The organism is Pseudomonas sp. EggHat1, from assembly GCF_014892995.1.
Classification (GTDB): Bacteria; Pseudomonadota; Gammaproteobacteria; order Pseudomonadales; family Pseudomonadaceae; genus Aquipseudomonas; species Aquipseudomonas chaetocerotis.
Window position 1 is genome coordinate 44,508 of the sequence record NZ_JACKQK010000021.1, and the last position, 25,640, is coordinate 70,147.

The following is a 25,640-nucleotide window of genomic DNA, read 5'->3' on the forward strand; positions in this document are numbered from 1 at the left end:
TGCGCCTTTCTACCTGTAGGGTGCGCTGCGCGCGCCGAATACGCCGAGATGCACTGCCGTAGGGTGCGCCGTGCGCACCACCGACTATCCTGAATCTGCCGGCAAGGATTCAGGAGACAGGGAATGTCCAACTACCGCCGCGCTCGCGATGCGGGTGCCTGCTATTTCTTCACGCTGGTAAGCCATCAGCGCCTCCCGGTGTTGACCGATGCACCATTGCGCACAGCCCTGCGCCGCGCCATCGAGCGCGTCCGTCTACACCGTCCGTTCGTCATCGAGGGCTGTGTGCTGTTACCAGACCACCTGCATTGTCTTTGGCGCATGCCTCAGGGAGATGCAGATTTCGGGTCGCGCTGGTCGATGATCAAACGCCTGACATCCCAGGCAATCGCGATGCCTGGAGCGGTCAGTTTGAGCCGTAGCCTGCGCCGCGATTCGGGTCTGTGGCAGCGGCGTTTCTGGGAGCATCGCATTCATGATGGCGACGATTACCAGCGGCATATGGATTACCTGCATTTCAATCCGGTGAAGCATGGCCTGGTCGGTCGTGTGGCGGATTGGCCGTGGTCGAGCTTTCATCGGTTGGTGACGGAGGGCGTATATCCGGCCGATTGGGGCGGTGATGCAGTGGTGGACAACGGTGAGTACGGCGAATGACGCGGTACGCACGGCCTAGGCGGCCCCGCGACACCCTGCGGGTGAGCGGCGAGTGTTCGTAGGGTGCGCCGCGCGCACCAACTTTTTTCAATGTGCCTGTCGATTCTTCCGTCGCCCATTCGACTACTGCATAGAACCCCACTCTGGGTTCACTGTCAGCCGTAGGGAGACACCCTGCGCGCGACTTCGACTCGAACAAGGAGAAAGGCGATGCGTTTCATGGTGATTGTCAAAGCAACGGCCGATTCCGAAGCCGGTCTGGTGCCCAGCGAAGAGCTGCTGACGGCCATGGGCCGTTACAACGAAGAGCTGGCAGCCGCTGGTGTGATCCAGGCAGCCGAAGGTTTGCACCCGAGCTCCAGGGGAGCACGGGTGCGGTTCTCCGGGGCGCAGCGCTCGGTGATCGACGGCCCCTTCATGGAAACCAAGGAGCTGGTCGCCGGCTTCTGGATCTTTCGGTGCGAATCGCTGCAGGCCTGCATCGACTGGGTCAAGCGTTGCCCCAACCCCATGCCTGGCGAATCCGATATCGAGATTCGACAGATCTTCGAGGCCGAGGATTTCGGCGCCGAGTTCACCCCCGAGTTGCGTGAGCAGGAAGACCGTATTCGCGCGCGCATGAGCAGTGAAAATCAAGGAGCGTAACGATGAAGATGCATGCTTATCTGATGTTCGATGGCCAGTGCGAGGCCGCCTTCAACCACTACGTCGAGGTCTTCGGCGGTAACCTGGAGATGATGCGCTACGCCGATAGCCCTGAGGATATGGAGGTTCCGGCCGAGTACCAGCAGCGTGTCATGCACGTTTGCCTGACCGTTGGCGATCAGTTGCTGATGGCCTCCGATAATCTGCCGCAGTACCCCTATGAGGGGATCAAGGGGTGTTCCGTTTCCCTGCAGGTGGACAACGTGCCGGAGGCCGAGCGCCTGTACGAGGCGTTGTCGGCCGGCGGTTCGGTGCAGATGGAGCTGCAGGCAACCTTCTGGGCGACCCGCTTCGCCATGCTTACCGACCGTTTCGGCGTGTCCTGGATGATCAACTGCATGGTCGATAGCCAGCAGGGTTGACGGCGAGGTTCTCGGCAAACGTAGCCCGGATGAAATCCGGGGAAACGAGACTGCGTCTTCGCGGCTGAAACGCAATGCCGCCCAGCCGCTCCTACGGACCAATTAGGCCGTAGAAGCGGCTTCAGCCGCGAAGCGCTTTCTAGCTCACCAGCGTCAGCGGCTCGGGCTCTTCCTGCACCTGCACGCCGGAGAGAAACTCCTCGCCCCAACGGCGAATGTCGTTGTAGCAGACGATATCGAACAGCTCGCGCAGGCGCGCCTGGGCCTCGCTCTTGGGCAGGTTCAGCGCCAGGTAGCAGGTCTGCGCAAGGTCGGCCGGATCGTGCGGGTTGGTCAGTAGCGCGCCCTTGAGTTCGGCGGCCGCACCCGCGAACTCCGACAGCACCAGCACGCCGCGCCCACCCAGCAGGCCCTGGGCGGCGACGAATTCCTTGGCCACCAGGTTGAGGCCGTCGCGCAGTGGGGTGATCCACATGACGTCGGCCATGGCGTACCAGGCGCTGACTTCCTCGAACGGCAGGCTGCGGAAGAAGAACTGCAGCGGCGTCCAGCCGATGCGGGCGAAGCGCCCGTTGATGCGGCCGACCGCCTGTTCGATCTGGCTTTGCAGTTCGTTGTAGATGGTCATCTCCTTGGCCGCCGGTACGCACACCGTGACCAGGGTGACCTTGCCGATCAGCTCGGGGTTGTCGGCCAGCAGGCGCTCGTAAGCGTTGAGCTTTTCCAGAATGCCTTTGGTGTAGTCGAGCCGCTCCACCGAGAGGATCAGCTTCACGCCTTTCATTTCCTCGCGCAGCTGACCCATCAGCTCCTTGATCTTCGGCGCCTCCAGGGCGTTGCGTACGCGGTCGATGTCCAGCCCGACCGGGTGTGCGCCGAGCTTGACCTGACGGGTGCCGGTGTCCAGTGCGGTGGTCATGCGCTCCAGGCCCACGGCGCAACCGTAAGTGATGAAGCGCGGCGCGCAGTTCTGCCGCTCCAGGGTCTTGAGCGGGAACACGCCACGTGCGACGTCGACGAAGTTTTCCACCTGCCGTGGGATGTGAAAACCGATGTAGTCGCACTGCAGCAGGCTGCCAACGATCTGCCGGCGCCAGGGCAGCACGTTGAATACGTCCGCCGAGGGGAAGTAGGTGTGGTGGAAGAAGGCGATGCGCAGGTCCGGGCGCAGCTCGCGCAGGTAAGCCGGCACCATCCACAGGTTGTAGTCGTGCAGCCAGACGATGGCGCCTTCGGCAGCCTCCAGCGCTGTGCGTTCGGCGAAGGCGCGGTTGACCTTGAGGAACACCTGCCAGTCGTCCTCGTTGAAGGTGGCGCGCTCCCAGAAGGTGTGCAGGGTCGGCCAGAAGGCTTCCTTGGAGAAGCGCTTGTAGAAGATGTCGACTTCTTCCTTGCTCAGTTTGACCCGCGCCGCGGTGAGCTTGGGATAGCGTTCGGCGTCCACCGTGGTGTGGCTGTCGAACGGTTCGTCGCCATCCTCGTGCACGGCCCAGGCCACCCAGGAGCCGGGGCGGCCATCGCCGAAGAAACTCAGCAGGGTGGGGATGATGCCGTTGGGCGAGGTCGGGCGACGGCGCTGCAGCTTGCCGGCGTCATTGCGGTATTCCTCATAGGGCAGGCGGTGATAGACCATCACCAGCTCGGCCTTGCCCGGCTGCGCGGCCTGGCGGCGTTCGGCAGCGATGCCGTGCTCGCCGAGAAAGCCGAAGTGGGCGAAGGCTTCGAGAATGCCGCCGCAGCCAGGGCGAGTGGCGTGCAGGGTGCGCGAGTGGCTGGCGGTGGCCTCCAGCAGGGCAGTTTCCGACTGACCGACGCACACACCGTGGAAGCTGGCGCTGAGCATGGACAGGTCGTTGAGCGTATCGCCGGCAGCCAGTACCTGATCGTGGCTCAGCTCCAGCCAGTCGGCCAGGGCCTGCAGGCTGCTGCCCTTGTTCACGCCCCTGGGCAGAAAGTCCAGGTACAGCTCGGCGGAGTAGAGCAGGTCGCAGCCCAGCTCATCGGCGATCTCGCGCAGCGCCGGGTTGGCCGCCTGTTCGGGCGTGCAGAAGTAGGAGCAGCGGCGCGCCTGCGGCACGTCCTGGCGCTCAAGGCCGAGCGGCTCGATGGCGCTGGCCACCTGGGTTTCGCCGGGCCAGCGCGCGTCGACCACGCCTTGCAGCTGCTGGATCGGCTGCAGGCTGTCGCCATGTACCAGCGTCGCGCCGACGTCGGCGATGATGTAGTCCGGCTGCGGCAGCGTCGGGTCGGCCAGCAGCGGCAGCACCGCCTCCAGGCTGCGCCCGGTGACGTAGGCGAGCTTGATCTCGGGATGAGCGGCGATGGTCTGATAAAGGCTCAGGCGATCTTCGGGATCGCCAGCGAGAAAGGTTCCATCCAGGTCGGTAGCAAGTAGCATCGTTGTTTCTCCAGAAGTGGCCGGTACGGCTCGGCGCGAATACGAGCGGCCGACGGGCCGGGTTTCTGGCTGCTTGGGGTAGGCTCGCGGCCTTGCCGAAACAGCCATCCTTCAACAGGCTGTTTTTCAACAGCCTGCCAGGTGTTCAGGAGGCGTTGGGGGAAGGTTCCTCCGTGGCTTCGTGGTCTTGTGGCGGTGCATCGGGCATCAGTTCCAGCACCGTGGGGCTGGTGCGCAGCATGGGTACGAAGTGCGCGGCGTCGCCGCTGACCAGGTCGCTGACATGGCGCAGCCGGTAAAAGGTGTAGGTGGCCAGCAGGCCGAGGGTGCAAGCGAAGTACAGCGGCAGTGCGCTGGCACCCAGTTGCTCCATCAGCACGCCGGCCAATAGCGGCCCACATACGGAGCCGATGCCGTTGACCATCAGCAGGCTGGCGGAGCCGGAAAGGATCTCGTCGCTGTGCAATTGGTCGATCAGCTGCGCCACGGCGATGGGGTAGATGGCGAAGGCCAGGCCGCCCCAGATGAAGATGGCGCCGAGCAGCAGCGGGCCGGCTGGCAGCAGGCTCATGATCAGCGCCAGGGCGACTGCCAGTATCACAACCCAGAGCAGCACCTGGCGCCGGTCGTGGCGATCGGAGTAGATACCGATGGGCCATTGCAGCAGGGCGCCACCAAGAATGGTTGCGGTCATCAGCAGACCGACGCCGGACGTATCGAAGCCGGCCAGGCTCGCGTAGACCGGCGCCATGCCCCAGAAGGCGCCGAGGGCCAGCCCGGACAAGCCCGCCGCGACGATGGCCAGCGGTGCGATAGTCCACAGCTGGCGCAGGTTGCTCGGCGGTGTCTCGGGCAGGCTTGGCTGTGCCTGGCGGGTGAGGGTAATGGGCATCAACGCGGCGCTGATGAGGATGGCGGCGATGGCGAACAGGGTGAACTGCACCGGGTCGGCCAGGTGCAGCAACTGCTGGGCCAGCGCCAGGGCACCGAGGTTGACCGCCATGTACACGGCGAACACCTGGCCGCGCTTTTCGTTGGGTGCCTGGGCGTTGAGCCAACTCTCGATGACCATGTACAGCGTTACCAGCCCCAGGCCGTAGAGCACGCGCAGAAGCAACCAGACCCAGGGATCGATCAGCAGCAGATGGAGCAGGGCGGCGATGGCGGCCAGCGCGGCACAACAGGCGAACGCGCGAATGTGCCCGATACGTTTGACCAGCGGAGTCGCCAGCCACGTACCGAGGAGGAACCCGACGAAGTACCCGGACATGATCAGTCCGAGCATCTTGGTGGAGTAGCCTTCGGCGACGCCACGCAGGGTCAGTAGGGTGTTGAGCAGACCATTGCCAAGCAGGAGTAACGCGACCCCGCTCAGCAACGAACTGATGGGGGCAATCAGGGACCACATGCGAACTACCCTAGGGAACTGTGCCCCTGATGGCAAGCATGAAGTACGCCATGTTTTTTGTGATTGTTTTTTATCTATTTGATTTTTAAGGATTATTTTTACTGATAAATGGTCGTGCAATATTTTGGCGGCAAACTTGGCCCCATCATGGTGCTTCGTTCGCGATTTGCAGGGGCATCAGCGGCTGCTCCGAGTCCTGTAGCGTGCGGTTGAGACGAGTGATGAAATCGTTGATTTCCTCGCGCTCGCGACGCTCGGTCAGATGGCGCTCGGCGGTATCGCGCACGCTGCGCGCGTGGCGCAGCAGGTCGGCGCGCTGCTGCGTGCTGGCGGGGCGATGCAGCAGGTTCTTGAAGGCCTGCAGCAGGCTCACCAGTACGCTGACATCCGCCGCACCGTAGGCGCGTATCGGCCCCAGCAGTTGCAGCAGCAACTGGTCCAGCGGCAGTTCCTGGTAGCACAGCCGGGGTGGCTCGTCAGGCAGGCTGGCGAAATCTCGCTCGGACAGCGTCAGGCGCCGACTCAGCAGTACGCTGAGCAGGTCCACCGTCTTGATCGCCGTGCCGGGATCGTTGATGCCGGGGCTCAGCGCCTTCACGGCGATTTCCGACATCTGCCGGCAACCGAAGAGGTAATGGGTGCTGGCGTACTCTTCGATGAAGAAGTCGAAGCAGTCGAGCAGTTGCTGGCAGACGGCCTCATCCAGCGGACGTTCAAGGCAAAACAGCGGATGCCCCTCGCTGACGAAGAAACCACGGTGGGCGAGTACCGTCATGCGTACCTGATGGCGACGCAGCAGCGTGTTGACCTCTTTGACGTTGAGTTCCTTGAAGTAGCCGTTGCGCTGCGCATTGACGGTCACCCATTCGCGGTCGTCCGGCCACTGTGGCGCGGCGTTGCGCGAGGCCGGGCCGCCGCTGCAGGCATCGAGCTTTGCCAGGCTGGCGTTGTAGAGGTTGCTGAGGATGTGCTCGACCTGAATCGACTGCGAGATCGAACGGATGAAGTGCACGAACAGACCCAGGCAGGTGATGCCCAGCACCAGGGTGATCAGCACGCCGAGGCTCGGCACGCGGTCGCTGTTGCCCTGTTCGATGGTGGTGATCAGCAGCAGTGCGTAGAGGATGCTGCCGAGGTAGATGCCCAGGGTTTTCTGGTGGCCCTTGCTGCTGATCAATCCCGGAATCACCCGTGGCGAAAGCGATGCCGCAGCATTGTTGAGCACCACCATGACCATCGAGAAGCTGAACACCATCAGCGACAGAATGCCGGCCACCAGGGTGCCGAGAATCAACCTGGCGTTGTCGGCGTTGCGCACTAGGCCAAGATCGAAATGCCCCTTGAGCGCCATCATCCAGGGCTGGTATTCGATGGCCATGGTCAGCAGGCACAGCAGGAAGAAGCCGATGGCGATCAGCGTCGGGTAGAAGGCCAGGCTGTGGATGATGCGCTGGTAGGCGCGAAAGAGAATGTTGCTGGGTACGGCCATTGGCGAATCCGTCGTGAATGGCGATGACCGCACTATAGCCGTGAAGTGGGCAGGCGGCGGTCTTTGAGACTACCGCCTGCGGACTCAGTTCACGCAGACCCGGGCGATGGCGTCGGCCAACTGATCCAGTCGGCTGGCGTCCAGCCCGGCGACGTTGGCGCGGCCACTGCCGACCATGTACACGCTGAACTCCTCGCGCAGGCGTTGCACCTGCAGCGGCGACAGGCCGGTGTAGGAGAACATGCCGCGTTGCTCGGCTATGTGCGCGAAGCGTTCGCTCAGGCCATGCGGTGCCAGTGCCTCGACCAGGCCGTGACGCAGGCTGGCGACGCGCAGGCGCATGCTTTCCAGCTCGTCCAGCCACAGCGCCTTGAGTTCTTCGTCGCCGAGAATCTGCGCCACCACAGCGGCGCCATGAGCCGGCGGCGTCGACCACAGGTTGCGGGCAATGGACGCCAGCTGGCTGCGGATGTCGACGAGCTTTTCGGCGTCGCCGGCGCAGACGATCAGCGCGCCAGTACGCTCGCGGTAGAGGCCAAAGTTCTTCGAGCAGGAACTGGTGATCAGCAGCTCCGGCAGTTCGGCGGCGAACAGGCGCACGGCCCAGGCGTCCTGCTCCAGGCCATCACCGAAGCCCTGGTAGGCGAAGTCGATCAGCGGCAGCAGTTCACGCGCCTTGACCACTTCCAGCACACGCTTGAAGTCGCGCGGGGTGAGGTCGAAGCCGGTGGGGTTGTGGCAGCAGGCATGCAACAGCACCACGTCGCCCTTGGGCAGGTGGGTGAGGGCGGCGATCATGGCCTCCACGTCGAGGCGATTGTCGGCGCCGACGTAGGGGTAGTGACCGACCTTGAGCCCGGCTTCGGCGAACAGGGTTTCATGGATCGGCCAGGTCGGATCGCTCAGCCAGATACCGCGTCCCGGCAGACAATGGCGGATGAAGTCACCTGCCAGGCGCAGGGCGCCGGTGCCGCCTGGCGTTTGCGTCGCGCCGGCACGCTGCTCGGCGAGCAGGGCCGAGTCAGCGCCCAGTACCAGCTGGCTGAGCAGCGTGCCGAACGCCGCGTCGCCGTGACCACCGATGTAGGTCTTGGTTTGCTCGATATTGATCAGGCGCTGCTCGGCAAGCTTCACCGCACGTGGGATTGGCGTCAGGCCCTGAGCGTCCTTGTAGACGCCGACGCCGAGGTCCAGGCGCGCCGGGTTGCTGTCGAGGCGATAGGCCTCCATCAGGCTGAGGATGGGGTCACCCGGCACGCGGGTGACCTGGGCGAAATGGCTCACTTGCGGCCCTCGGCGCTGGCTGCCAGCACATCGGTACGTGCGGCCATGATGAAGTCGTTGCGGTGCAGGCCGCGCATTTCGTGGCTCCACCAGGTGACGGTGACCTTGCCCCATTCGGTGAGCAGAGCCGGGTGGTGGCCGACTTCCTCGGCGATGGCGCCAACCGCGTTGGTGAACGCCAGGGCGTGGCGGAAGTTTTTGAACAGGTACACGCGCTCCAACTCCATGTGGTCGCAGCGTACCTCGATGTTCCAGTCGGGGATCTCGCGGATCAGCTCGGCCAGTTCTTCATCGGTCACTTTCGGCGCATCGGCGCGGCAGGCTTCGCATTGGGCTTGGGCAAGGCTAGTCATTTCAGGCTCCTTGAGTATTCGAGGTCAGAGCATAGAAGGTAAGGGGGTATCGAACAGCTCCCTCTCCCCCAACCCCTCTCCCATAAATGGGCGAGGGGAGCTAAAAGGCTACGCCGCTTTCGGCGGAAACTTCGGCGCGTGCAGGCCCAACTGCATGGCCTGATGCACCAGCGCCATGATGTCTTCATGAGCCAGCTCGAACAGGCGCTTGAGCTCGGGCAGAACGAAGTACACCGGCTGCAGGATATCGATGCGATACGGCGTGCGCATCGCCTCCAGCGCATCGAACGCCTGGTGCTCGGGGGCGTCGGATAGGGCGTAGAGGGTTTCCTTCGGCGACGAGAGGATGCCGCCGCCGTAGATGCGCCTGCCGGCCGGGGTGTCGAGCAGGCCGAACTCGATGGTCAGCCAGTACAGCCGCGCCAGGTAGACACGCTGCTCTTTCGTGGCCTTGAGGCCCAGCTTGCCGTAGGTATGGGTGAATTCGGCGAACCAGGGGTTGGTCAGCATGGGGCAGTGGCCGAAGATCTCGTGGAAGATGTCCGGTTCCTGCAGGTAGTCCAGCTCCTCAAACGTGCGGATGAAGGTGGCGACGGGAAACTGCTTGCTGGCCAGCAGCTCGAAGAAGGTCTGGAAGGGGATCAGCGCCGGTACCCGCGCCACGCGCCAGCCAGTGGTGGCTTCGAGCACCCGGTTGATCTCACCGAGCTGCGGAATCCGCTCCATGGGTAGACCGAGCTGCTCGATACCGTCCAGGTATTCCTGGCAGGCGCGGTTCTGAATCACGTCCAGCTGGCGAGTGATCAGGGTGTTCCACACCTGATGTTCGCTTTCCGGGTAATGGATAAAGCCACTCTCGTCCGGTTCCCGGGCCAGGTACTGCGTACTCTTCATCGCTGCCTCCTTGAGGGGGCTGTTGTTCTTGTCTTGACCCAAGCATGCCGACGATTGTTCGGGTTGAAATGGTGCCCATGAGCGGCGCTGCCCGGCATTGCGCTCAGAAACTGTAAAATTTTTATTACGATATTGCCGGTATGGCGATTTATCGGCTTGCTGCTGTGCTCTGCCGTCACATATTCTTGACGGAAATTATGCCGCCATCGTCGATTTCTGCGACTCGGCGGCCCATAACAAGAGCCTGAGCCATGCGTATCAAGGTCCACTGCCAGAACCGTGTCGGCATCCTGCGTGACATCCTCAACCTGCTGGTCGACTACGGCATCAACGTCGCCCGTGGCGAAGTCGGGGGTGAGCAGGGCAACGCCATCTACCTGCATTGCCCGAATCTGATCAATTTGCAGTTCCAAGCGCTAAGGCCGAAGTTCGAGGCCATTGCCGGCGTGTTCGGCGTCAAGCGCGTGGGGCTGATGCCCAGCGAACGGCGTCACCTGGAGCTCAATGCGCTGCTCGGTGCGCTGGATTTTCCCGTGTTGTCCATCGATATGGCCGGCAGCATCGTCGCCGCCAACCGCAGCGCCGCGCAGTTGCTCGGTGTGCGCGTGGACGAGGTGCCGGGCATGGCGCTGTCGCGCTATGCCGAGGATTTCGACCTGCCCGAACTGGTGCGCGCCAACAAGACGCGGATCAACGGGCTGCGGGTGAAGATCAAGGGCGATGTATTTCTCGCCGATATTGCCCCGCTGCAAAATGAACACGACGACAGCGAGGCACTGGCCGGCGCCGTGCTGACCCTGCACCGCGCCGACCGCGTCGGTGAGCGCATCTACCATGTGCGCAAGCAGGAGCTGCGCGGCTTCGACTCGATCTTCCAGAGCTCCAAAGTGATGGCGGCGGTGGTCAAGGAGGCGCGACGCATGGCGCCGCTGGATGCACCGCTGCTGATCGAAGGTGAAACCGGCACTGGCAAGGAATTGCTGGCGCGCGCCTGTCACCTGGCCAGCCCGCGCGGGCAGTCGCCCTTCATGGCGCTCAACTGCGCCGGCCTGCCGGAGTCCATGGCCGAAACCGAGCTGTTCGGTTACGGCCCCGGCGCCTTCGAAGGCGCACGCCCGGAAGGCAAGCTCGGTCTGCTGGAGCTGACCGCCGGCGGCACGCTGTTTCTCGACGGCGTTGGCGAGATGAGCCCGCGTCTGCAGGCCAAGCTGCTGCGCTTTCTACAGGACGGCTGCTTCCGCCGCGTCGGCAGCGACGAGGAGGTGTACCTGGACGTGCGGGTGATCTGCGCCACCCAGGTCGATCTGTCCGAGCTCTGCGCCCATGGCGAGTTTCGCCAGGACCTCTACCACCGCCTCAACGTGCTCAGCCTGCACATCCCGCCGCTGCGCGAATGCCTCGACGGCCTGGCGCCGCTGGTCGAGCACTTTCTCGATTCCGCCAGTCGGCAGATCGGTTGTGCATTGCCCAAGCTGGCGCCGCAAGCCTTCGAGCGCATGGCCCATTACCACTGGCCGGGTAACGTGCGGCAGCTGGAGAACGTGCTGTTCCAAGCGGTTTCGTTGTGCGATGGCGGTACCGTGAAGGCCGAGCATATCCGCCTGCCAGACTACGGCGCGCCGCAGCCGTTGGGCGAGTTTTCGGTGGAAGGCAGCCTCGACGACATCCTCGGCCGTTTCGAGAAGGCGGTGCTGGAGCGGCTGTTCCACGATCACCCGAGCAGCCGCCAGTTGGGCAAGCGCCTCGGTGTTTCCCATACCACCATCGCCAACAAGCTGCGGCAGCACGGCCTGGGCAAGGAGTAGGGTGCGTCGCGCGCACCAATGCACCGCTGGCCCTGGCTGATTCCCGCCGTTTTCGGTGCGCATGGCGCACCCTACGTCTGCCGTTTTTGGTGCGCACGGCGCCCCCTACGCTCGGGGCCCGCCGCGCCAGGCCGTGACCACGCGCTCGCGCATGGACCGGCGGTCCTGCAGGCCGACGATGACCTGCTCGGCGAGATGCAGCCAGTAGGGATCGGCCAGGGCCTGAACCACCGAAAGGCCGGAGGCGAGATTGGCCCAGGCCGGAGGCAGGCGCCCGTGATGCAGGGCGAAGCCGCCATCGCGGTCGCGCGCCAGGTAGCGTATGCGGGGGATGCCGGCCAGCAGGATACGGCCGTAGCACATCAGGCAGGGCTCAAGACTGACGTAGAGGGTCAGGTCTCGGCGGTCGACGTGCGCGTGTTTGGTTTCGAGTTGATCGAGCACCTGCATCTCGGCGTGAGCGGCGCTGCTGTAGGCCACGGCGAACACTTGATTCCGACCGCTGCACAACAGTTCACCTGCTCCATCCACCAGCAATGCGCCGACCGCATAACAGCCTTCCTCAAGCGCCAGCAGGGCCTGTTCGCAACAGAGCCGGGCCCAGGTGTCATCGACATGGGTGCTGGCTGGTGCCTGCTGCAGCAGGGCGAGGTACTCCGGGTTCATGGGTGCCTCCAGGGCCAAAAAGGCGTCGCGTGAGTATGGCCTGCCCTGTGACTGGCGCCCTAGGGTCTGTACGAAAAGTCGTCGAGCGAAGGTCAGGCAATACCGATGGCGGCCCCGCAAAAACAGGCGAAGAACGGCCGGGGTCGCGTTCGACTTTACGAGCTGTAAATGAGCATTCTGACTGGGCTCGCACACGAGCCTGTTTTTAACGCAGCATCACCGAGCGCAGGCACTTTTCGTACAGACCCTACGACCTTGGTGCAATAGGCAGGGCATGGGGCTGCGGCGACACTGAGGCCGTCCCGATCATCCTGCGTGATTTGGGTGCAAGCGTTTCCGCATTCCTTTCGAGGAGTGCCTTGAATGGGCGGGCGACCAAATTGGTCGCCCTTTTTTTTACCCGTGATTTCGCCTGGCGCTATACACCCTGGTTCAGCCGGTCGATCAGCGCCCGCACGCTGCCCGGCAGCGCATCCAGTTCACGCACCAGCATGCTGCGTTCGCGCACGGCCCAAGCTTCGTCCAGCTGCAGGATGGCCAACTGCATGGTGCGGCTGTGCCGACGTGCGGCCGACTCGGGGATGATGCCGATGCCGACGCCGCCTTCGATCATCCGGCAGATCGCCTCGAAGCTCGAGACCTGGATACGCAGGGCCAGGTTGCCGCCGAGTTTCTCCACCTGTTCGCGCAGGAAACTCAGCAGGGTGCTGCCCTCGTGCAGGCCGATGTGCTGGTAGGCGAGGGTATCGCCGAGGCTGACCGTCTGCCGCTGCGCCAGGGCATGACCCAGCGGCACGGCCAGCACCAGGCGGTCGGTGCTGAAGTGCAGTACCTGCAGACCGGGTGCCTGCACCGGGCCGGCGATGATGCCCAGATCCGCCGCGCCATCGAGTACGCCACGCACGATGTCGCGGCTGAGGCGCTCCTGCAGGTCGACGGTGACGCCGGGGCGTTCGGCGAGAAAACCGGCCAGCACCTCGGGGAGGAACTCGGTCACTGCCGTGGTGTTGGCGAAGATGCGCATATGCCCGGCGGCGTCGGTGCCGTATTCGGTGAATTCACTCTTCAGGTAATCCACCTGGCGCATGATCAGACGCGCATGCTGCAGCAGGCGCTGACCGGCCGGGGTCAGCTCAACGCCACGGCTGTCGCGGTACAGCAGGCGACTGCCGAGCTGACCTTCCAGCGCCTTGATCCGCGCGCTGGCGGCGGCCGGCGAAAGGAATGCCTTGCGCGCGCCCTGGGTCAGGCTGGGCGACTCGGCGATATGGATGAACAGGCGCAGGTCGGGCAGATCGAAGTGCATGGTGGTCTCGGTGCTGGTGTAGACGCCGGGGGTGGCGATCCGTTTCAGCCGCGACAGTTTTGCGTCATGACGAAAAGCTCGCGGCTGAAGCCCCTCCCACAGATGTGAATGGGCGTAGTGTGTTCAGCATAACCGAACGCTGGTTTAAATAAATGCGGATTCTCTGAACGCAAGCGGCGTCGCATGCTCCAGCTCACACAAGAACCGAGCTGGAACCTGCCCCATGAGTGATTCTGCTTTTTCCGCCTGGATCGGTCGTAGCGAAGAAGTTCACGACCAACTCAGTCGCAATCTGGTCAAGCGCATCGCGGCTACCTTTGGCGAAGTCACGCCGGCCCATGGCGAGGCGCTGCCGCCTTTGTGGCATTGGGCGTTCTTCCAAGAGCCGGTCGCCGAGAGCGGCCTGGGCGAAGACGGCCATCCGGCGCGCGGTGGCTTCCTGCCGCCGGCCGACAACCGCAATCGCATGTGGGCCGGCGGCCGTATCGAGTTCATCCAGCCACTGCGCGTGGGTGGCGAAGCCAGTCGGGTATCGACCATCAAGCACATCGAAGAGAAACATGGCCGCACCGGCGCGCTGCTGTTCGTCACCGTGCAGCACGACTACCTGCAGGACGGCGAACTGGCCATTCGCGAGGAGCAGGACATCGTCTACCGCGAGCCCAGCCCGCCCAAGGCCAGCAGTGGCGAGCCGCTGGTCGCCGGTGACTGGCGCGAGGCGGTCACGCCGTCCAGCACCCTGCTGTTTCGCTACAGCGCAGTGACCTTCAACGGTCACCGCATCCATTACGACTGGCCCTATGTCACCGAAACCGAAGGCTACAGCGGCCTGGTGGTGCACGGCCCGCTGACCGCCACCCTGAACCTGCGCGCCTTCTGCCGCGCCAACCCGCAGGTGCGCCTGCGCCGTTTCGCCTATCGCGGCCTGCGGCCGCTGATTGCGCCGCAGCCGTTCGAGGTCGGTGGGCGTATCAGCGGCGAGGGCCTGGCTGAGCTGTGGGCGGGCAATGAGGCCGGCCTGGCGCAGCGCGCCGAGGTGCAATTCGACTGATTGTGTAGGGCGGACTCAGGAGCGACAGCGAACAGTCCGCCGACTGAGGCGAGTCCAACACTAAGCGGCGTACTGCTTCGCGAGTACGCCCTACGTGTCATCCATGATTCCGAGGAACACCGATGAACGCTTATAACAACGAAGAACTCAATGCCATCCGCGAAGGCGTGCGCGCCCTGTGTGCGGAATTTCCCGCCGAATACTGGCGCAAGATCGATGAGGAGAAAGGCTTCCCGGAAGCCTTCGTCAGCGCCATGACCGAGGCCGGCTGGCTGTCGGCGATGATCCCGGAAGAATACGGCGGCTCGGGCCTGGGCCTGGCTGAGGCGTCGGTGATCCTCGAGGAGGTCAACCACTGCGGTGGCAACTCCGGCACCATCCACGGGCAGATGTACAACATGTTCACCCTGCTGCGTAACGGCAGCGAGGAGCAGAAGCGCTACTACCTGCCCAAGCTGGCCAGCGGTGAGCTGCGCCTGCAGTCGATGGGCGTCACCGAGCCGACCACCGGCACCGACACCACCAAGATCAAGACCACCGCCGTGCGCCAGGGCGACAAGTACGTGATCAACGGCCAGAAGGTGTGGATCTCGCGCGTCCAGCATTCCGACCTGATGATCCTGCTGGCGCGCACCACGCCGCTGGCCGAGGTGCAACGCAAGTCAGAAGGCATGTCGATCTTCCTGGTCGATCTGCGCGAAGCCATTGGCAACGGCCTGACCGTGCAGCCGATTGCCAACATGGTCAACCACGAGACCAACGAGCTGTTCTTCGACAACCTGGAAATTCCCGCAAGCAGCCTGATCGGCGAGGAGGGCAAGGGTTTCCGCTACATCCTCGACGGCCTCAATGCCGAGCGCACGCTGATCGCTGCCGAGTGCATCGGCGATGGTCGCTGGTTCATCGAGAAGTCCGCGCAGTACGCCCGTGATCGCGTGGTGTTCGGCCGCCCCATCGGGCAGAACCAGGGTGTGCAGTTCCCCATCGCCGAGGCGCACATCGAGATCGAGGCCGCCGACCTGATGCGCTGGCGCGCCTGCGAGGAATACGACGCCGGGCGCAATGCCGGTGCCGCCGCCAACATGGCCAAGTATCTGGCGGCCAAGGCCAGCTGGGAGGCGGCCAACGCCTGCCTGCAGACCCACGGTGGCTTCGGCTTCGCCAACGAGTACGACGTCGAGCGCAAGTTCCGCGAAACCCGCCTGTACCAGGTCGCACCGATCTCCACCAACCTGATTCTGAGCTACGTGGCCGAGCATCTGCTCGAGCTGCCGCGTTCGTTCTGACTGTAAACGTAGGGTGGATCGGGGCGCGTAACTGTCGCTTTTACATCCACCACCTGCATGACGGAAGACGCATCGCGGTTTTCCGCCCTACGAATTGGAGAGCATCAAGATGAGTCAGCACACCCAGGCATTGGCTGGATTCCTCGCCAAACTGTCCTACGAGCAGATTCCCGAGCACGTGCTGGATCGCACCGAAGACCTGTTCCTCGACTGGCTGGGCTCGGCACTGGCCAGCGAGGGCGCGCGGCCGATTCCGCTGTTCGAGGCCTACGCGCAGAAGATGGGCCCGGCCGACGGCCCGGCGCGCATCCTGGTCAACGGTCGCGGCACCTCGGCGTACTTCGCCGCGCTGGTCAACGGTGCCTCCTCGCACCTGGTGGAGCAGGACGACCTGCACAACAGCTCGGTGCTGCACCCGGCCACTGTGGTATTCCCGGCGGCTTTGGCGGCGGCGCAGGACCTCGGCAAGTCCGGTCGCGAGCTGCTGCTGGCCTCGGTGGCCGGCTACGAGGCGGGTATCCGCATCGGCGAATTTCTTGGTCGCTCGCACTACCGCATCTTTCACACCACGGCGACGGTCGGCACCTTGGCCGCTGCGGTGGCCGTGGGCAAGCTGCTGGATTTCGATCAGCAGCAGTTCATTCATCTGCTTGGCAATGCCGGCACCCAGGCCGCCGGGCTGTGGGAGTTCCTGCGCGATGCCGCCGACTCCAAGCAACTGCATACCGCCAAGGCCGCCGCTGATGGTCTGTTGGCGGCGTATTTCACCGAGCAGGGCCTGACCGGCGCGCAGAACATTCTCGAAGGCGAGCAGGGCATGGCTGCCGGCATGTCGCGCGATGCCGACCCGAGCAAGCTGTCGGATCGTCTCGGCCGGCGCTGGGCGCTGGTGGAGACCTCGTTCAAGTTCCACGCTTCCTGCCGTCATACCCATCCGGCGGCTGACGCGCTGCTCGATCTGATGCAGCGCGAAGGTCTGCGTCACGAGCAGATCGAGCGCGTCATCGCCCGCGTGCATCAGGGCGCCATCGATGTGCTCGGCCGCGTGAAGGTGCCGCAGACGGTGCACCAGGCCAAGTTCTCCATGGGCACCGTGCTCGGTCTGATCGCCGTGCATGGCAGCGCGCAACTGACCGAGTTCGCCAATCTGGCGTTGCAGGACCCAGCGGTGGCCGCCTTCCGTGACAAGGTGCTGATGCGCCTCGACCCGGAGGTGGATGTGGCCTACCCGCAGCGCTGGCTGGGCCGCATCGAGGTGATCACTACCGATGGCCGAACCCTGCGTGGCGCCATCGACGAGCCCAAGGGCGACCCCGGCAACACCCTCAGCCGTGTCGAGTTGGAAGACAAGTTTCGCCGCCTGCTGGCCTTCGCCGGCAAGCGCAGCAGCGATGAGGCGGGTGTGCTGATCGAGCGGGTCTGGCGCCTGCGCGAGACGGCTGACTTGAGCCAGCTGGCCTGACGGCGAGCTTCGATTTTCCGGTGGATCGATGAAGCGCGATCCACCCTACGGATCAGGGATCTGCACATGAACGACACACAACAACCGCGACCACTGGATGGCATCACCGTGGTCAGCCTGGAGCACGCCATCGCCGCGCCGTTCTGCACCCGCCAACTCGCCGACCTCGGCGCGCGGGTGATCAAGGTCGAACGCCCCGGCAGTGGCGATTTCGCCCGTGGCTACGACGAGCGGGTCAGCGGCCTGGCCTCGCATTTCGTCTGGACCAACCGCTCCAAGGAAAGCCTGACCCTCGACCTCAAGCAGGACGATGCGATGCAGGTGCTCGGCAGCCTGCTGGCCAGTGCCGACGTGCTGGTACAGAACCTGGCACCGGGTGCCGCCGCGCGCATGGGCCTGTCGTTCGAGGCGCTGCACGAACGCTTTCCCACGCTGATCGTCTGCGACATCTCCGGCTACGGCGAGGGCGGCCCGTACGAGCAGAAGAAAGCCTACGACCTGCTGATCCAGAGCGAGGGCGGCTTTCTCTCCGTTACCGGTGGGCCGGGCGAGGAGGAGATGGCCAAGGCCGGCTGCTCCATCGCTGATATCGCCGCTGGCATGTATGCCTACACCGGTGTGCTTTCGGCCCTGATGCTGCGTGGCAAGACCGGTGTCGGCAGCCGCGTCGACGTGTCGATGCTGGAAAGCCTGGTGGAATGGATGGGTTACCCGCTGTACTACGCCTACGACGGCGCCACGCCGCCACCGCGTGCCGGTGCCGCACACTCGACCATCTATCCCTACGGCCCTTTCCCGGCTGGTGACGGCGGCACGGTGATGCTCGGCCTGCAGAACGAGCGCGAATGGGCTGCGTTCTGCGACAAGGTGCTCGAGCAGCCGGCGCTGGTCAGCGACGAGCGCTTTTGCGCCAACTCCAAACGCTCGGCCAATCGCAGTGAGCTGCGCGCCATCATCGTCGAGGCCTTCTCGCGCATGAGCGCGGCGCAGGTCATCGAGCGCCTGGAGCAGGCGCAGATCGCCAATGCCCAGGTCAACGACATGGCTGGCGTCTGGGCTCATCCGCAACTTCAAGCGCGGCAGCGCTGGCGCCAGGTCGACAGCCCCAGCGGCAGCCTGCCGGCGCTGTTGCCGCCAGGGCGCAACAGCGCCTTCGAACCGCGCATGGACGCCATCCCGGCGCTGGGCCAGCACACCGATGCACTGCTCGCCGAGCTGGGTTATGCCGCCGATGACATCCAGCGCCTGCATCAGCAGGGGGCCGTATGAGTCCGCCCGTAGCCCGGATGCAATCCGGGAGTTTCTTGGCTGCCATCAGACCGCTCCCGGATTTCATCCGGGCTACGCGCCGCAAGTCGCTGCGTAGGGTGGACGACGCTCTTTTCGTCCACCAGTCGCCTGTGTTCGAAGAGGGTAGATCATGAGCAATCCGATCATTCGCAGTGCCCTGTTCGTGCCGGCGAGTCGCCCTGAGCGTATTCCCAAGGCGCTCGCTGTCGGTGCCGATGCGGTCATCGTCGACCTCGAAGACGCCGTGCAGGAGAGCCTCAAGATCGAGGCACGGGCCAATCTCGATGCCTTCCTGACGGCCAATCCCGAGGTCCGTCTGCTGGTGCGCATCAACGCGCCGGAGCATGCCGGCCATGGCGCCGATATCGAACTTTGCGCACGCCATGCCGGTGTCGTCGGTGTGCTGCTACCCAAGGTGGAAAGCGCTGCGCAGGTGGCGCGGGTGGCGGCCTGTGGCAAGCCGGTGTGGCCGATCATCGAGAGTGCGGCGGGTTTGCTGGCGCTGGCGGAAATCGCCCGCGCGGAAGGCGTCGAGCGCTTGTCCTTCGGCGCCCTCGACCTGGGCCTGGACCTTGGCCTGAGCAGCGGCAGCGCAGCGGCCGAACGCATTCTCGATCAGGCCCGTTACGCCTTGCTGCTGCATTCGCGCACAGCGGGCCTGGCAGCGCCGCTGGACAGCGTGTTTCCCGCCATCGAGGACCGCGACGGTCTGGCCCGTACGACGCGTGATGCACGCGATATGGGCTTCGATGGTTTGCTCTGCATCCACCCGACCCAGATCGAGATCGTCCACGACGCCTTGCGCCCGGCGGACCAGGAATTGGCCTGGGCGCGTCGCGTAATGACGGCGGCCAGCAGCGGCGAAGGCGTCTTCGTGGTGGACGGCCAGATGGTCGACGCCCCCGTACTCGGTCGCGCTCACCGTCTGCTGCAACGCGCAGGAGAACCGTAGGAGCCCGCTGGCGGGCGATGCGTCTCAGCAGATCGCCGGCAAGCCGGCTCCTGCAAAAAACGGCTGGCTGCCGAGGCAGTCAGCCACCTTGTAACCACGTACCGACCTACAACAACAACGAGGTAACGTCATGTTCAAACTCACCGCCAAGGCGCTCGCCTGCGCCGCCATCCTGTCCTGTGCCGGCCTGGTCCAGGCTGCGGATGCACCCATCCTCATCAAGTTCGCCCATGTGGTGGCGGACAATACGCCCAAGGGCCAGGGGGCGTTGCTGTTCAAGCAACTGGCTGAAGAGCGCCTGCCAGGCCGGGTGAAGGTGGAGGTCTACCCCAACTCTTCGCTGTTCGGCGATGGCAAGGAAATGGAGGCGTTGCTGCTTGGCGACGTGCAGATGCTGGCGCCGTCGCTGGCCAAGTTCGAGCAGTATGCCAAGTCGGTGCAGATCTTCGACCTGCCGTTTCTGTTCGACGACATGGCCGCGGTCGATCGCTTCCAGGCCAGCCCTGAGGGGCGTGGTCTGCTGACCTCCATGGAAGACAAGAACATCACCGGCCTGGCCTACTGGCACAACGGGCTGAAGGTGATGTCGGCCAACAAGCCGCTGCGCGATCCGGCCGATGCCCGTGGCCTGAAATTCCGCGTGCAGGCTTCCGCTGTACTGGAAGAGCAGTTCAAGGCGGTGCGCGCCAACCCGCGCAAGATGAGCTTCGCCGAGGTTTATCAAGGGCTGCAGACGGGCGTGGTCAACGGCACCGAGAACACCTGGTCGAACTACTACAGCCAGAAGGTGCACGAGGTGCAGAAGTACATGACCGACTCCGATCATGGCCTGATCGACTACATGGTGATCACCAACACCACATTCTGGAAGGGTCTGCCGGATGACGTGCGTGCCGAGCTGGAAACGATCATGGCCGAGGTTTCCGTCGAGGTGAACAAACAGGCTGACGACCTCAACCGCACGGCCAAGCAGGATATCGCCAAGGCCGGCACCACCGAAATCATCGAGCTGACCCCACAGCAGCGCGCCCAATGGCGTGAGGCGATGCGCCCGGTGTGGCAAAAGTTCGAGAAGGAGATCGGCGCTGAGCTGATCCAGGCGGCGGAGAAGTCCAACCAGGGTTGATCGTTCACCCTGACATGAAAAAGCCCGGAGCTTGCACCGGGTTTTTTTTGTCGCGGCTAAAGCCCCTCCCACAATATTGGAAGGGCATAGCCTTTTGGGTAGGCGATGGGGTATGACTAAAGCCGCACGCCGTTCAGCTTTACCTCAGACCAGCACCATCGTGTGGGAGGGGCTTCAGCCGCGACTTGGCAGCCGAGCCTCAGAGCCCGGCCTCCTGCATCCACTTGGGCTTAGGGTAACGACGATCGGATTTGCCGGCCTTGAGGATGGCGCCTGGCACCTCGTGGCCGATCAGGCCGGGCAGGGAAGTGGCAGTGTCGAGCAGGGCATCGAGGTTCACGCCGGTGTCCAGGCCCATGCGCTGGAACATGTGCACCAGGTCTTCGGTGCAGATATTGCCGCTGGCGCCCGGGGCATAGGGGCAGCCGCCGAGGCCGCCGAGTGAGGCGTCGAAGCGGTCGATACCGGCATTCAGCGCCGCCAGGGCGTTGGCCAGGCCCATACCACGGGTGTTGTGGAAGTGCGCGGTGAATACCGCCTCGGGCCAGCGTTGCAGGGCTTCGCGGCAGATGCGCTCGACCTGCGCCGGGTCGGCCATGCCGGTGGTGTCGCACAGGGTCACGCCCTGCACGCCGATCTCCAGCAGACGCTGGATCAGGCCATAGACGCGGGCTTCGCTGACCTCGCCTTCGAACGGGCAACCAAAAGTGGTCGACAGCGAGGCGTTGATGAACACGCCGCTGCCACGGCTGACCTCGATGATCTCGGCGAACTGCGCCAGCGACTGCTCCGGCGTCATGCGCAGGTTGGCCAGGCCGTGGGTGTCGCTGGCGGACATCACCAGGTTGATCTCGTCCACTTCGCACGACAGCGCGCGTTCGCAGCCCTTCACGTTGGGTACCAGCACGGTGTACTCGACGCCGACCACGCGCTGGATGCCGCGCATCACTTCTTCCGCATCGCGCAGGTTGGGGATGGCCTTGGGCGAGGTGAAGGAGGTCACCTCGATCTTGGCCAGGCCGGTGTGGGACAGGCGGTCGATCAGGGCGATCTTGTCTGCGGTGGGCACGAAGGCCGCTTCGATCTGGAAGCCGTCACGGGTGGCGACGTCCTGGATGTAGAGGCGTTTGTTCATGGCGTGATCCTCAATCTTTGATCGTTGATCGTTCCCACGTCGAGGCGTGGGAACGCATCCGGCGACGCTCTGCGTCGGCTGTTGTTAGGGGCGGACGCAGAGCGTCCTGAGTGGTGCTCCCGCGCAGAGCGTGGGAGCTATCGGTCGTTCCTCACGTTGATCGTTCCCACGTCGAGGCGTCGAATCGTCCGCGTGGGAACGCATCTTGCGACGCTCTGCGTCGGCTGTTGTTAGGGGCGGACGCAGAGCGTCCTGAGCGGTGCTCCCACGCAGAGCGTGGGAGCTATCGGTCGTTCCTCACGTTAGATGATGCCGCGCTCGCGCAGGCCGGCGACCTGTTCCGCGCTCAGGCCTAGGCCGGCGAGGATGTCGTCGTTGTGCTCGCCCAACTGCGGGCCGCCGGTGCCGATACGACCCGGTGTACGGCTCAGCTTGGGCAGCACGCCCGGTACCTTGAGCGGGCCGACACTGGTCTGCACCTGCTCGATCATCTGCCGCGCCAGGTAGTGCGGGTCCTGCACGATGTCGGCGGCGGTGTAGGGATAGCCGGCCGGTACGCGCGCGCCCTTGAGGGCTTCGATCACTTCATCGCGGCCGCGCTGCGCGGTCCATTCGGCGATGGCGCCGTCGATCAGCTCGGCGTGCTGGCTGCGCCCGTCGTTCTGCGCCAGGCGCGGGTCGTTGCCCAGGTCGTCGCGGCCGATCAGGCCCATCAGACGCTTGTAGATGCTGTCGCCATTGCCGGCGATCAGCACGTAGCTGCCGTCGTTGCAGGGGTAGGAGTTGGACGGCGTGATACCGGGCAGGGCGCTGCCGGCCGGCTCGCGGACGTAGCCGAAGGCGTCGTATTCGGGGATCAGGCTTTCCATCATGGCGAATACCGACTCGTACAGCGCCACGTCGATTTCCTGGCCTTCGCCGCTGCGCGCACGCTCCTGCAGGGCCAGCAGCACGCCGATCACGCCGTACAGCGATGACAGCGAGTCACCGATGCTGATGCCGACGCGCACCGGCGCCTGGCCGGGGTAGCCAGAGAGGTGGCGCAGGCCGCCCATGGCTTCGCCGATCACGCCGAAACCGGGCAGGTCGCGGTAGGGGCCGGTCTGCCCGTAGCCGGAGATGCGCAGCATGATCAGACGCGGGTTGATCGCCTTCAGCGCCTCGTAGCTCAGGCCCCAGCCTTCCAGCGTGCCGGGACGGAAGTTCTCCACCAGCACGTCGGCATCACTCACCAGGCGACGGACGATGTCCTGCGCTTCGGCCTGCTTCAGGTCGAGGGTCAGCGAGCGCTTGTTGCGCGACTGCACGTGCCACCAGAGCGAGGTGCCGTCCTTGATCTTGCGCCATTTGCGCAGCGGATCGCCGACGCCCGGCGGCTCGATCTTGATCACCTCGGCGCCGAATTCGCCGAGCAATTTGCTGGCGAAGGGACCGGCGATGAGTTGACCCATCTCGATCACCTTGAGCCCCTGCAGGGCCATGTTGCTGTTATTGCTCTGAGTCATGGCTGCACCTGATTTGCCTGTGCGTTTCTCGTGGTGCGCAGAATGGCGCAGCGCAGCGGTGCCGACAATTGCCCAATGGCCAAGCTAGGCTTCGCGTATCGCGAAGTGGCATGCTGTAAATCAGGTGTCTGGCTGCTTCACTTCGCCAGGCACGAAATGGAGCCCCTCATGCGCCGCATCGATTTCGTCACCCTCAAGCTGTTCGTGGCCATTGCCGACGAGCGCAGCCTGACCCGCGCTGCCGAGCGCGAGCACCTGGCCCTGGCAGCTGTAAGCAAGCGCGTCAGCGACCTGGAAAACCAGCTCGGCATCGCGCTGCTCTATCGCCAGCCCAAGGGCGTCGAGCTGACCCCGGCCGGCCACGCGCTGCTGCACCACGCGCGCAACATGATGGACAACCTCGAACAGCTCAACGCCGACCTCAGTGAGTTCAGCGAAGGGGTCAAAGGCCATGTGCGCATCCACGCCAACACCTCGGCGGTGATCGAGTTTCTGCCCGAGGATCTGGCCAGCTTCAGCCGCCTGCACCCGCAGGTGAAGATCGATCTGGAAGAGCGCGTCAGCAGCGAGACCATCCGCGCCGTGCGCGAGGGGCTGACCGATATCGGCATCTTCGCCGGCCACGTGCCGGCCGAGGACCTGCAGGTGTTCACCTACCGCCACGACCAACTGGTGCTGGTCACTCCGCGTGAGCATCCGCTGGCCGAACGCGACGGCCTGTTCCTGCGCGAGGCGGTGGGCCACGACTTCATCGGCCTGCAGCAGGACGCGTCCTTGCACGGCCTGCTGCAGCACTCGGCGCACAGCCAGGGCGTGGCCCTGCGCCTGCGCATCCAGGTGCGCAGCTTCGAAGCCATCTGCCGGATGATCCACACCGGCATGGGCGTCGGTGTGTTGCCGGATCTGGCGGTGCGCACCTATTTGCCGGCGCTCGATGTGCGGGTCATCCCGCTGCACGATCCCTGGGCCCGGCGCGAACTCAAGGTGGCGGTGCGCAATCAGGACAACCTTTCGCTGACCGCGAAGCAGATGCTCGATCACCTGATAAACAGTGGCGCGGCAGGGGAGGGTTCTGCGCTGCCTTCGTGAATGCCGAAGGCTAGGTTGTTCAAATGTGAATTTCAGCCGAGGGGAGGGCGCAGTAGAGTTCCGGCCAATCGACGGCGATCCGCCCTCGACGCTCAGACAAAAACAACAGGAGCTTTCCATGAAGTTTTCTTTCGTCCGTCGTGGCCTGGCCGGCGTGCTCGCCGGTTGCGCACTGCTTGGCGCACTCTCGGCACACGCAGCCGATCCGATCTTGATCAAGTTTTCCCATATCACCGCCGACAGTACGCCGAAGGGCCAGGGCGCGCTGCTGTTCAAGAAACTGGTGGAGGAGCGCCTGGCCGGCAAGGTCAAGGTCGACGTCTACGCCAACTCCTCGCTGTATGGCGATGGCAAGGAAATGGAAGCCCTGCTGCTCAACGAAGTACAGATGCTGGCGCCGGCACCGTCCAAGCTGGAGCAGTACACCAAGCAACTGCAGCTGTTCGACATGATGTTCCTGTTCGATGACGTCGCCGCCGCGCAGCGCTTCCAGTCTTCGGACAAGGGCAAGGCGCTGCTCAAGTCGATGGAGAGCAAGGGCATCACCGGCCTGGCCTACTGGCTCAACGGCATGCGTCAGCTCACCGCCAACAAGCCGCTGGTGGAGCCGGCCGATGCCCGCGGGCAGAAATTCCGCGTGCAACCGTCCGACCTGCAGGCCGCGCAGTACAGCGCCCTGCGCGCGGTGCCGCGCAAGATGGCCTTCGCCGAGATCTACCAGGGTCTGCAGACCGGCGTGGTCAACGCCCAGGACAACCCCTGGTCGAACATCTACTCGCAGAAGTACTTCGAGGTGCAGAAGTACATGACCGAGTCCAACCATGCCATCGGCAACTATCTGCTGATCACCAACACCCAGTTCTGGAACGGCCTGCCGGCGGATATCCGCAGCGAACTGGAACAGATCGTCGACGAGGTGACCGTCGAGGTGAACAAGCAGGCAGAGGCGCTGAATACCGAAGCGCGCCAGGCCATCGTCGCCACCGGCAAGAGCGAGATCATCACCCTGACGCCCGAGCAGCGTGCCGTCTGGCGTGACGCCGTACGCCCGGCGTGGAAGAAGTTCGAGGCCGAGATCGGCAGTGATGTGATCGAAGCCGCGCAAGCCGCCAACCAGCCGTAAGTCTTACAGCCGCCCCGGGCCCACGCACCCGGGGCGGCCTCTCATTCGCCGTCGCCTAAGACGGCGTTTGCCAATGACGAATATCGCGCCGGTCCTTGCTCGGTTAGATTCGCCTCACTCCTTAAAACCACAACAATGCTCGGAGATGCCGATGAACGCCTTGCGGCGCGTCTGGGAGCACTTCGAGGAAGGCTTCATCGCTTTCCTCCTGGCGGCCATGACGCTGATCACTTTCGTCTACGTGATCCTCAACAACTTCTACACCCTGTTCTATTGGCTGGGTGACTATTTCGG

At 64.2% G+C, this 25,640-nt stretch carries 22 protein-coding genes and 1 pseudogene; 13 read left to right on the forward strand and 10 right to left on the reverse strand.

Annotation, left to right across the window (positions count from 1 at the left end):
- Positions 1-123: 123 nt before the first annotated feature.
- The 3 genes from INS93_RS23360 (at position 124) to INS93_RS23370 (ending at position 1,724) form a co-directional block, all read left to right on the forward strand.
- Positions 124-657 carry an REP-associated tyrosine transposase gene (locus INS93_RS23360; RefSeq protein ID WP_192985722.1) on the forward strand — a complete coding sequence of 178 codons (534 nt, stop codon included), beginning with the start codon at positions 124-126 and terminating at the stop codon, positions 655-657.
- A 210-nt stretch (positions 658-867) separates the two neighbouring features.
- Positions 868-1,302, forward strand: coding sequence for a YciI family protein (locus tag INS93_RS23365; RefSeq protein ID WP_192985723.1), 435 nt, complete (start codon positions 868-870; stop codon positions 1,300-1,302).
- A gap of 2 nt (positions 1,303-1,304) precedes the next feature.
- Complete coding sequence (locus INS93_RS23370) at positions 1,305-1,724, forward strand: VOC family protein (RefSeq protein ID WP_192985724.1); 420 nt, start codon at positions 1,305-1,307, stop codon at positions 1,722-1,724.
- Between the two features lie 139 nt (positions 1,725-1,863).
- Here the strand turns inward: INS93_RS23370 and ggpS are convergent, their stop codons facing one another.
- The 6 genes from ggpS to phhA all read right to left on the reverse strand — a co-directional run bounded on the left by ggpS (position 1,864) and on the right by phhA (position 9,550).
- Positions 1,864-4,122: a glucosylglycerol-phosphate synthase gene (gene ggpS / locus INS93_RS23375; RefSeq protein WP_192985725.1), complete on the reverse strand. Its 2,259-nt coding sequence runs from the start codon at positions 4,120-4,122 to the stop codon at positions 1,864-1,866.
- 145 nt (positions 4,123-4,267) lie between these two features.
- Positions 4,268-5,530 carry an MFS transporter gene (locus tag INS93_RS23380; protein ID WP_192985726.1) on the reverse strand — a complete coding sequence of 421 codons (1,263 nt, stop codon included), beginning with the start codon at positions 5,528-5,530 and terminating at the stop codon, positions 4,268-4,270.
- A 145-nt stretch (positions 5,531-5,675) separates the two neighbouring features.
- Positions 5,676-7,019 (reverse strand): DUF2254 domain-containing protein, encoded by a 1,344-nt coding sequence (locus INS93_RS23385; protein WP_192985727.1) that lies wholly within the window; start codon positions 7,017-7,019, stop codon positions 5,676-5,678.
- 84 nt (positions 7,020-7,103) lie between these two features.
- Positions 7,104-8,303: an amino acid aminotransferase gene (locus tag INS93_RS23390; protein WP_192985728.1), complete on the reverse strand. Its 1,200-nt coding sequence runs from the start codon at positions 8,301-8,303 to the stop codon at positions 7,104-7,106.
- Positions 8,300-8,656, reverse strand: a complete 357-nt coding sequence (locus tag INS93_RS23395; protein ID WP_192985729.1) for a 4a-hydroxytetrahydrobiopterin dehydratase — start codon at positions 8,654-8,656, stop codon at positions 8,300-8,302. The genes INS93_RS23390 and INS93_RS23395 overlap by 4 nt, the downstream gene beginning before the upstream one ends.
- A 108-nt stretch (positions 8,657-8,764) precedes the next feature.
- The gene (gene phhA, locus INS93_RS23400) at positions 8,765-9,550 is read right to left on the reverse strand and encodes a phenylalanine 4-monooxygenase (protein ID WP_192985730.1); all 786 of its coding nucleotides are present in this window, start codon (positions 9,548-9,550) and stop codon (positions 8,765-8,767) included.
- 251 nt (positions 9,551-9,801) lie between these two features.
- Here phhA and INS93_RS23405 point away from each other — a divergent pair, with 251 nt between their 5' ends.
- Positions 9,802-11,355 (forward strand): sigma-54-dependent transcriptional regulator, encoded by a 1,554-nt coding sequence (locus INS93_RS23405; RefSeq protein WP_160017455.1) that lies wholly within the window; start codon positions 9,802-9,804, stop codon positions 11,353-11,355.
- A 105-nt stretch (positions 11,356-11,460) separates the two neighbouring features.
- On the opposite strand, the gene INS93_RS23410 is transcribed toward INS93_RS23405, so the two are convergent.
- Together INS93_RS23410 and INS93_RS23415 are read right to left on the reverse strand one after the other, a co-directional pair.
- Complete coding sequence (locus INS93_RS23410; protein WP_192985731.1) at positions 11,461-12,021, reverse strand: nucleoside deaminase; 561 nt, start codon at positions 12,019-12,021, stop codon at positions 11,461-11,463.
- Positions 12,022-12,439: 418 nt separating this feature from the next.
- Positions 12,440-13,327, reverse strand: coding sequence for a LysR family transcriptional regulator (locus tag INS93_RS23415; protein ID WP_160017457.1), 888 nt, complete (start codon positions 13,325-13,327; stop codon positions 12,440-12,442).
- 223 nt (positions 13,328-13,550) lie between these two features.
- On the opposite strand from INS93_RS23415, the gene INS93_RS23420 reads away from it, so the two are divergent.
- The 6 genes from INS93_RS23420 (at position 13,551) to INS93_RS23445 (ending at position 20,494) form a co-directional block, all read left to right on the forward strand.
- Positions 13,551-14,378, forward strand: a complete 828-nt coding sequence (locus tag INS93_RS23420) for an FAS1-like dehydratase domain-containing protein (RefSeq protein WP_192985732.1) — start codon at positions 13,551-13,553, stop codon at positions 14,376-14,378.
- A gap of 122 nt (positions 14,379-14,500) precedes the next feature.
- On the forward strand, positions 14,501-15,664 hold the full coding sequence (locus tag INS93_RS23425; RefSeq protein ID WP_160017459.1) for an acyl-CoA dehydrogenase family protein: 1,164 nt from the start codon (positions 14,501-14,503) through the stop codon (positions 15,662-15,664).
- Between the two features lie 109 nt (positions 15,665-15,773).
- Positions 15,774-17,126 carry an MmgE/PrpD family protein gene (locus INS93_RS23430; RefSeq protein ID WP_192985733.1) on the forward strand — a complete coding sequence of 451 codons (1,353 nt, stop codon included), beginning with the start codon at positions 15,774-15,776 and terminating at the stop codon, positions 17,124-17,126.
- A gap of 66 nt (positions 17,127-17,192) precedes the next feature.
- Positions 17,193-18,395 carry a CaiB/BaiF CoA transferase family protein gene (locus INS93_RS23435; RefSeq protein WP_192985734.1) on the forward strand — a complete coding sequence of 401 codons (1,203 nt, stop codon included), beginning with the start codon at positions 17,193-17,195 and terminating at the stop codon, positions 18,393-18,395.
- A gap of 151 nt (positions 18,396-18,546) precedes the next feature.
- Positions 18,547-19,368 (forward strand): HpcH/HpaI aldolase/citrate lyase family protein, encoded by an 822-nt coding sequence (locus INS93_RS23440; protein ID WP_192985735.1) that lies wholly within the window; start codon positions 18,547-18,549, stop codon positions 19,366-19,368.
- 130 nt (positions 19,369-19,498) lie between these two features.
- Positions 19,499-20,494 carry a TRAP transporter substrate-binding protein gene (locus INS93_RS23445; protein WP_192985736.1) on the forward strand — a complete coding sequence of 332 codons (996 nt, stop codon included), beginning with the start codon at positions 19,499-19,501 and terminating at the stop codon, positions 20,492-20,494.
- 199 nt (positions 20,495-20,693) lie between these two features.
- On the opposite strand, the gene INS93_RS23450 is transcribed toward INS93_RS23445, so the two are convergent.
- Entirely contained in the window at positions 20,694-21,629 is a 936-nt protein-coding gene (locus tag INS93_RS23450) for a hydroxymethylglutaryl-CoA lyase (RefSeq protein ID WP_192985737.1), read from the reverse strand.
- Between the two features lie 302 nt (positions 21,630-21,931).
- Positions 21,932-23,134: a CaiB/BaiF CoA transferase family protein gene (locus tag INS93_RS23455; protein WP_192985738.1), complete on the reverse strand. Its 1,203-nt coding sequence runs from the start codon at positions 23,132-23,134 to the stop codon at positions 21,932-21,934.
- A gap of 168 nt (positions 23,135-23,302) precedes the next feature.
- Here INS93_RS23455 and INS93_RS23460 point away from each other — a divergent pair, with 168 nt between their 5' ends.
- From INS93_RS23460 to INS93_RS23470, 3 genes and pseudogenes are all read left to right on the forward strand, one after another.
- On the forward strand, positions 23,303-24,223 hold the full coding sequence (locus INS93_RS23460) for a LysR family transcriptional regulator (RefSeq protein WP_192985739.1): 921 nt from the start codon (positions 23,303-23,305) through the stop codon (positions 24,221-24,223).
- A 118-nt stretch (positions 24,224-24,341) separates the two neighbouring features.
- A complete protein-coding gene (locus INS93_RS23465) occupies positions 24,342-25,346 on the forward strand; it encodes a TRAP transporter substrate-binding protein (protein WP_160017467.1) in 1,005 nt (334 codons plus the stop codon).
- Positions 25,347-25,497: 151 nt separating this feature from the next.
- Positions 25,498-25,640 (forward strand): annotated as a pseudogene (locus tag INS93_RS23470) (C4-dicarboxylate ABC transporter); the annotation flags it as partial.

Coding starts and splice junctions, on each gene's coding strand:
- INS93_RS23360 (WP_192985722.1), top strand. CDS start 124: ATGTCCAACTACCGCCGCGCTCGCGATGCGGGTGCCTGCTATTTCTTC.
- INS93_RS23365 (WP_192985723.1), top strand. CDS start 868: ATGCGTTTCATGGTGATTGTCAAAGCAACGGCCGATTCCGAAGCCGGT.
- INS93_RS23370 (WP_192985724.1), top strand. CDS start 1,305: ATGAAGATGCATGCTTATCTGATGTTCGATGGCCAGTGCGAGGCCGCC.
- ggpS (WP_192985725.1), bottom strand. CDS start 4,122: ATGCTACTTGCTACCGACCTGGATGGAACCTTTCTCGCTGGCGATCCC.
- INS93_RS23380 (WP_192985726.1), bottom strand. CDS start 5,530: ATGTGGTCCCTGATTGCCCCCATCAGTTCGTTGCTGAGCGGGGTCGCG.
- INS93_RS23385 (WP_192985727.1), bottom strand. CDS start 7,019: ATGGCCGTACCCAGCAACATTCTCTTTCGCGCCTACCAGCGCATCATC.
- INS93_RS23395 (WP_192985729.1), bottom strand. CDS start 8,656: ATGACTAGCCTTGCCCAAGCCCAATGCGAAGCCTGCCGCGCCGATGCG.
- phhA (WP_192985730.1), bottom strand. CDS start 9,550: ATGAAGAGTACGCAGTACCTGGCCCGGGAACCGGACGAGAGTGGCTTT.
- INS93_RS23405 (WP_160017455.1), top strand. CDS start 9,802: ATGCGTATCAAGGTCCACTGCCAGAACCGTGTCGGCATCCTGCGTGAC.
- INS93_RS23410 (WP_192985731.1), bottom strand. CDS start 12,021: ATGAACCCGGAGTACCTCGCCCTGCTGCAGCAGGCACCAGCCAGCACC.
- INS93_RS23415 (WP_160017457.1), bottom strand. CDS start 13,327: ATGCACTTCGATCTGCCCGACCTGCGCCTGTTCATCCATATCGCCGAG.
- INS93_RS23420 (WP_192985732.1), top strand. CDS start 13,551: ATGAGTGATTCTGCTTTTTCCGCCTGGATCGGTCGTAGCGAAGAAGTT.
- INS93_RS23425 (WP_160017459.1), top strand. CDS start 14,501: ATGAACGCTTATAACAACGAAGAACTCAATGCCATCCGCGAAGGCGTG.
- INS93_RS23430 (WP_192985733.1), top strand. CDS start 15,774: ATGAGTCAGCACACCCAGGCATTGGCTGGATTCCTCGCCAAACTGTCC.
- INS93_RS23435 (WP_192985734.1), top strand. CDS start 17,193: ATGAACGACACACAACAACCGCGACCACTGGATGGCATCACCGTGGTC.
- INS93_RS23440 (WP_192985735.1), top strand. CDS start 18,547: ATGAGCAATCCGATCATTCGCAGTGCCCTGTTCGTGCCGGCGAGTCGC.
- INS93_RS23445 (WP_192985736.1), top strand. CDS start 19,499: ATGTTCAAACTCACCGCCAAGGCGCTCGCCTGCGCCGCCATCCTGTCC.
- INS93_RS23450 (WP_192985737.1), bottom strand. CDS start 21,629: ATGAACAAACGCCTCTACATCCAGGACGTCGCCACCCGTGACGGCTTC.
- INS93_RS23455 (WP_192985738.1), bottom strand. CDS start 23,134: ATGACTCAGAGCAATAACAGCAACATGGCCCTGCAGGGGCTCAAGGTG.
- INS93_RS23460 (WP_192985739.1), top strand. CDS start 23,303: ATGCGCCGCATCGATTTCGTCACCCTCAAGCTGTTCGTGGCCATTGCC.
- INS93_RS23465 (WP_160017467.1), top strand. CDS start 24,342: ATGAAGTTTTCTTTCGTCCGTCGTGGCCTGGCCGGCGTGCTCGCCGGT.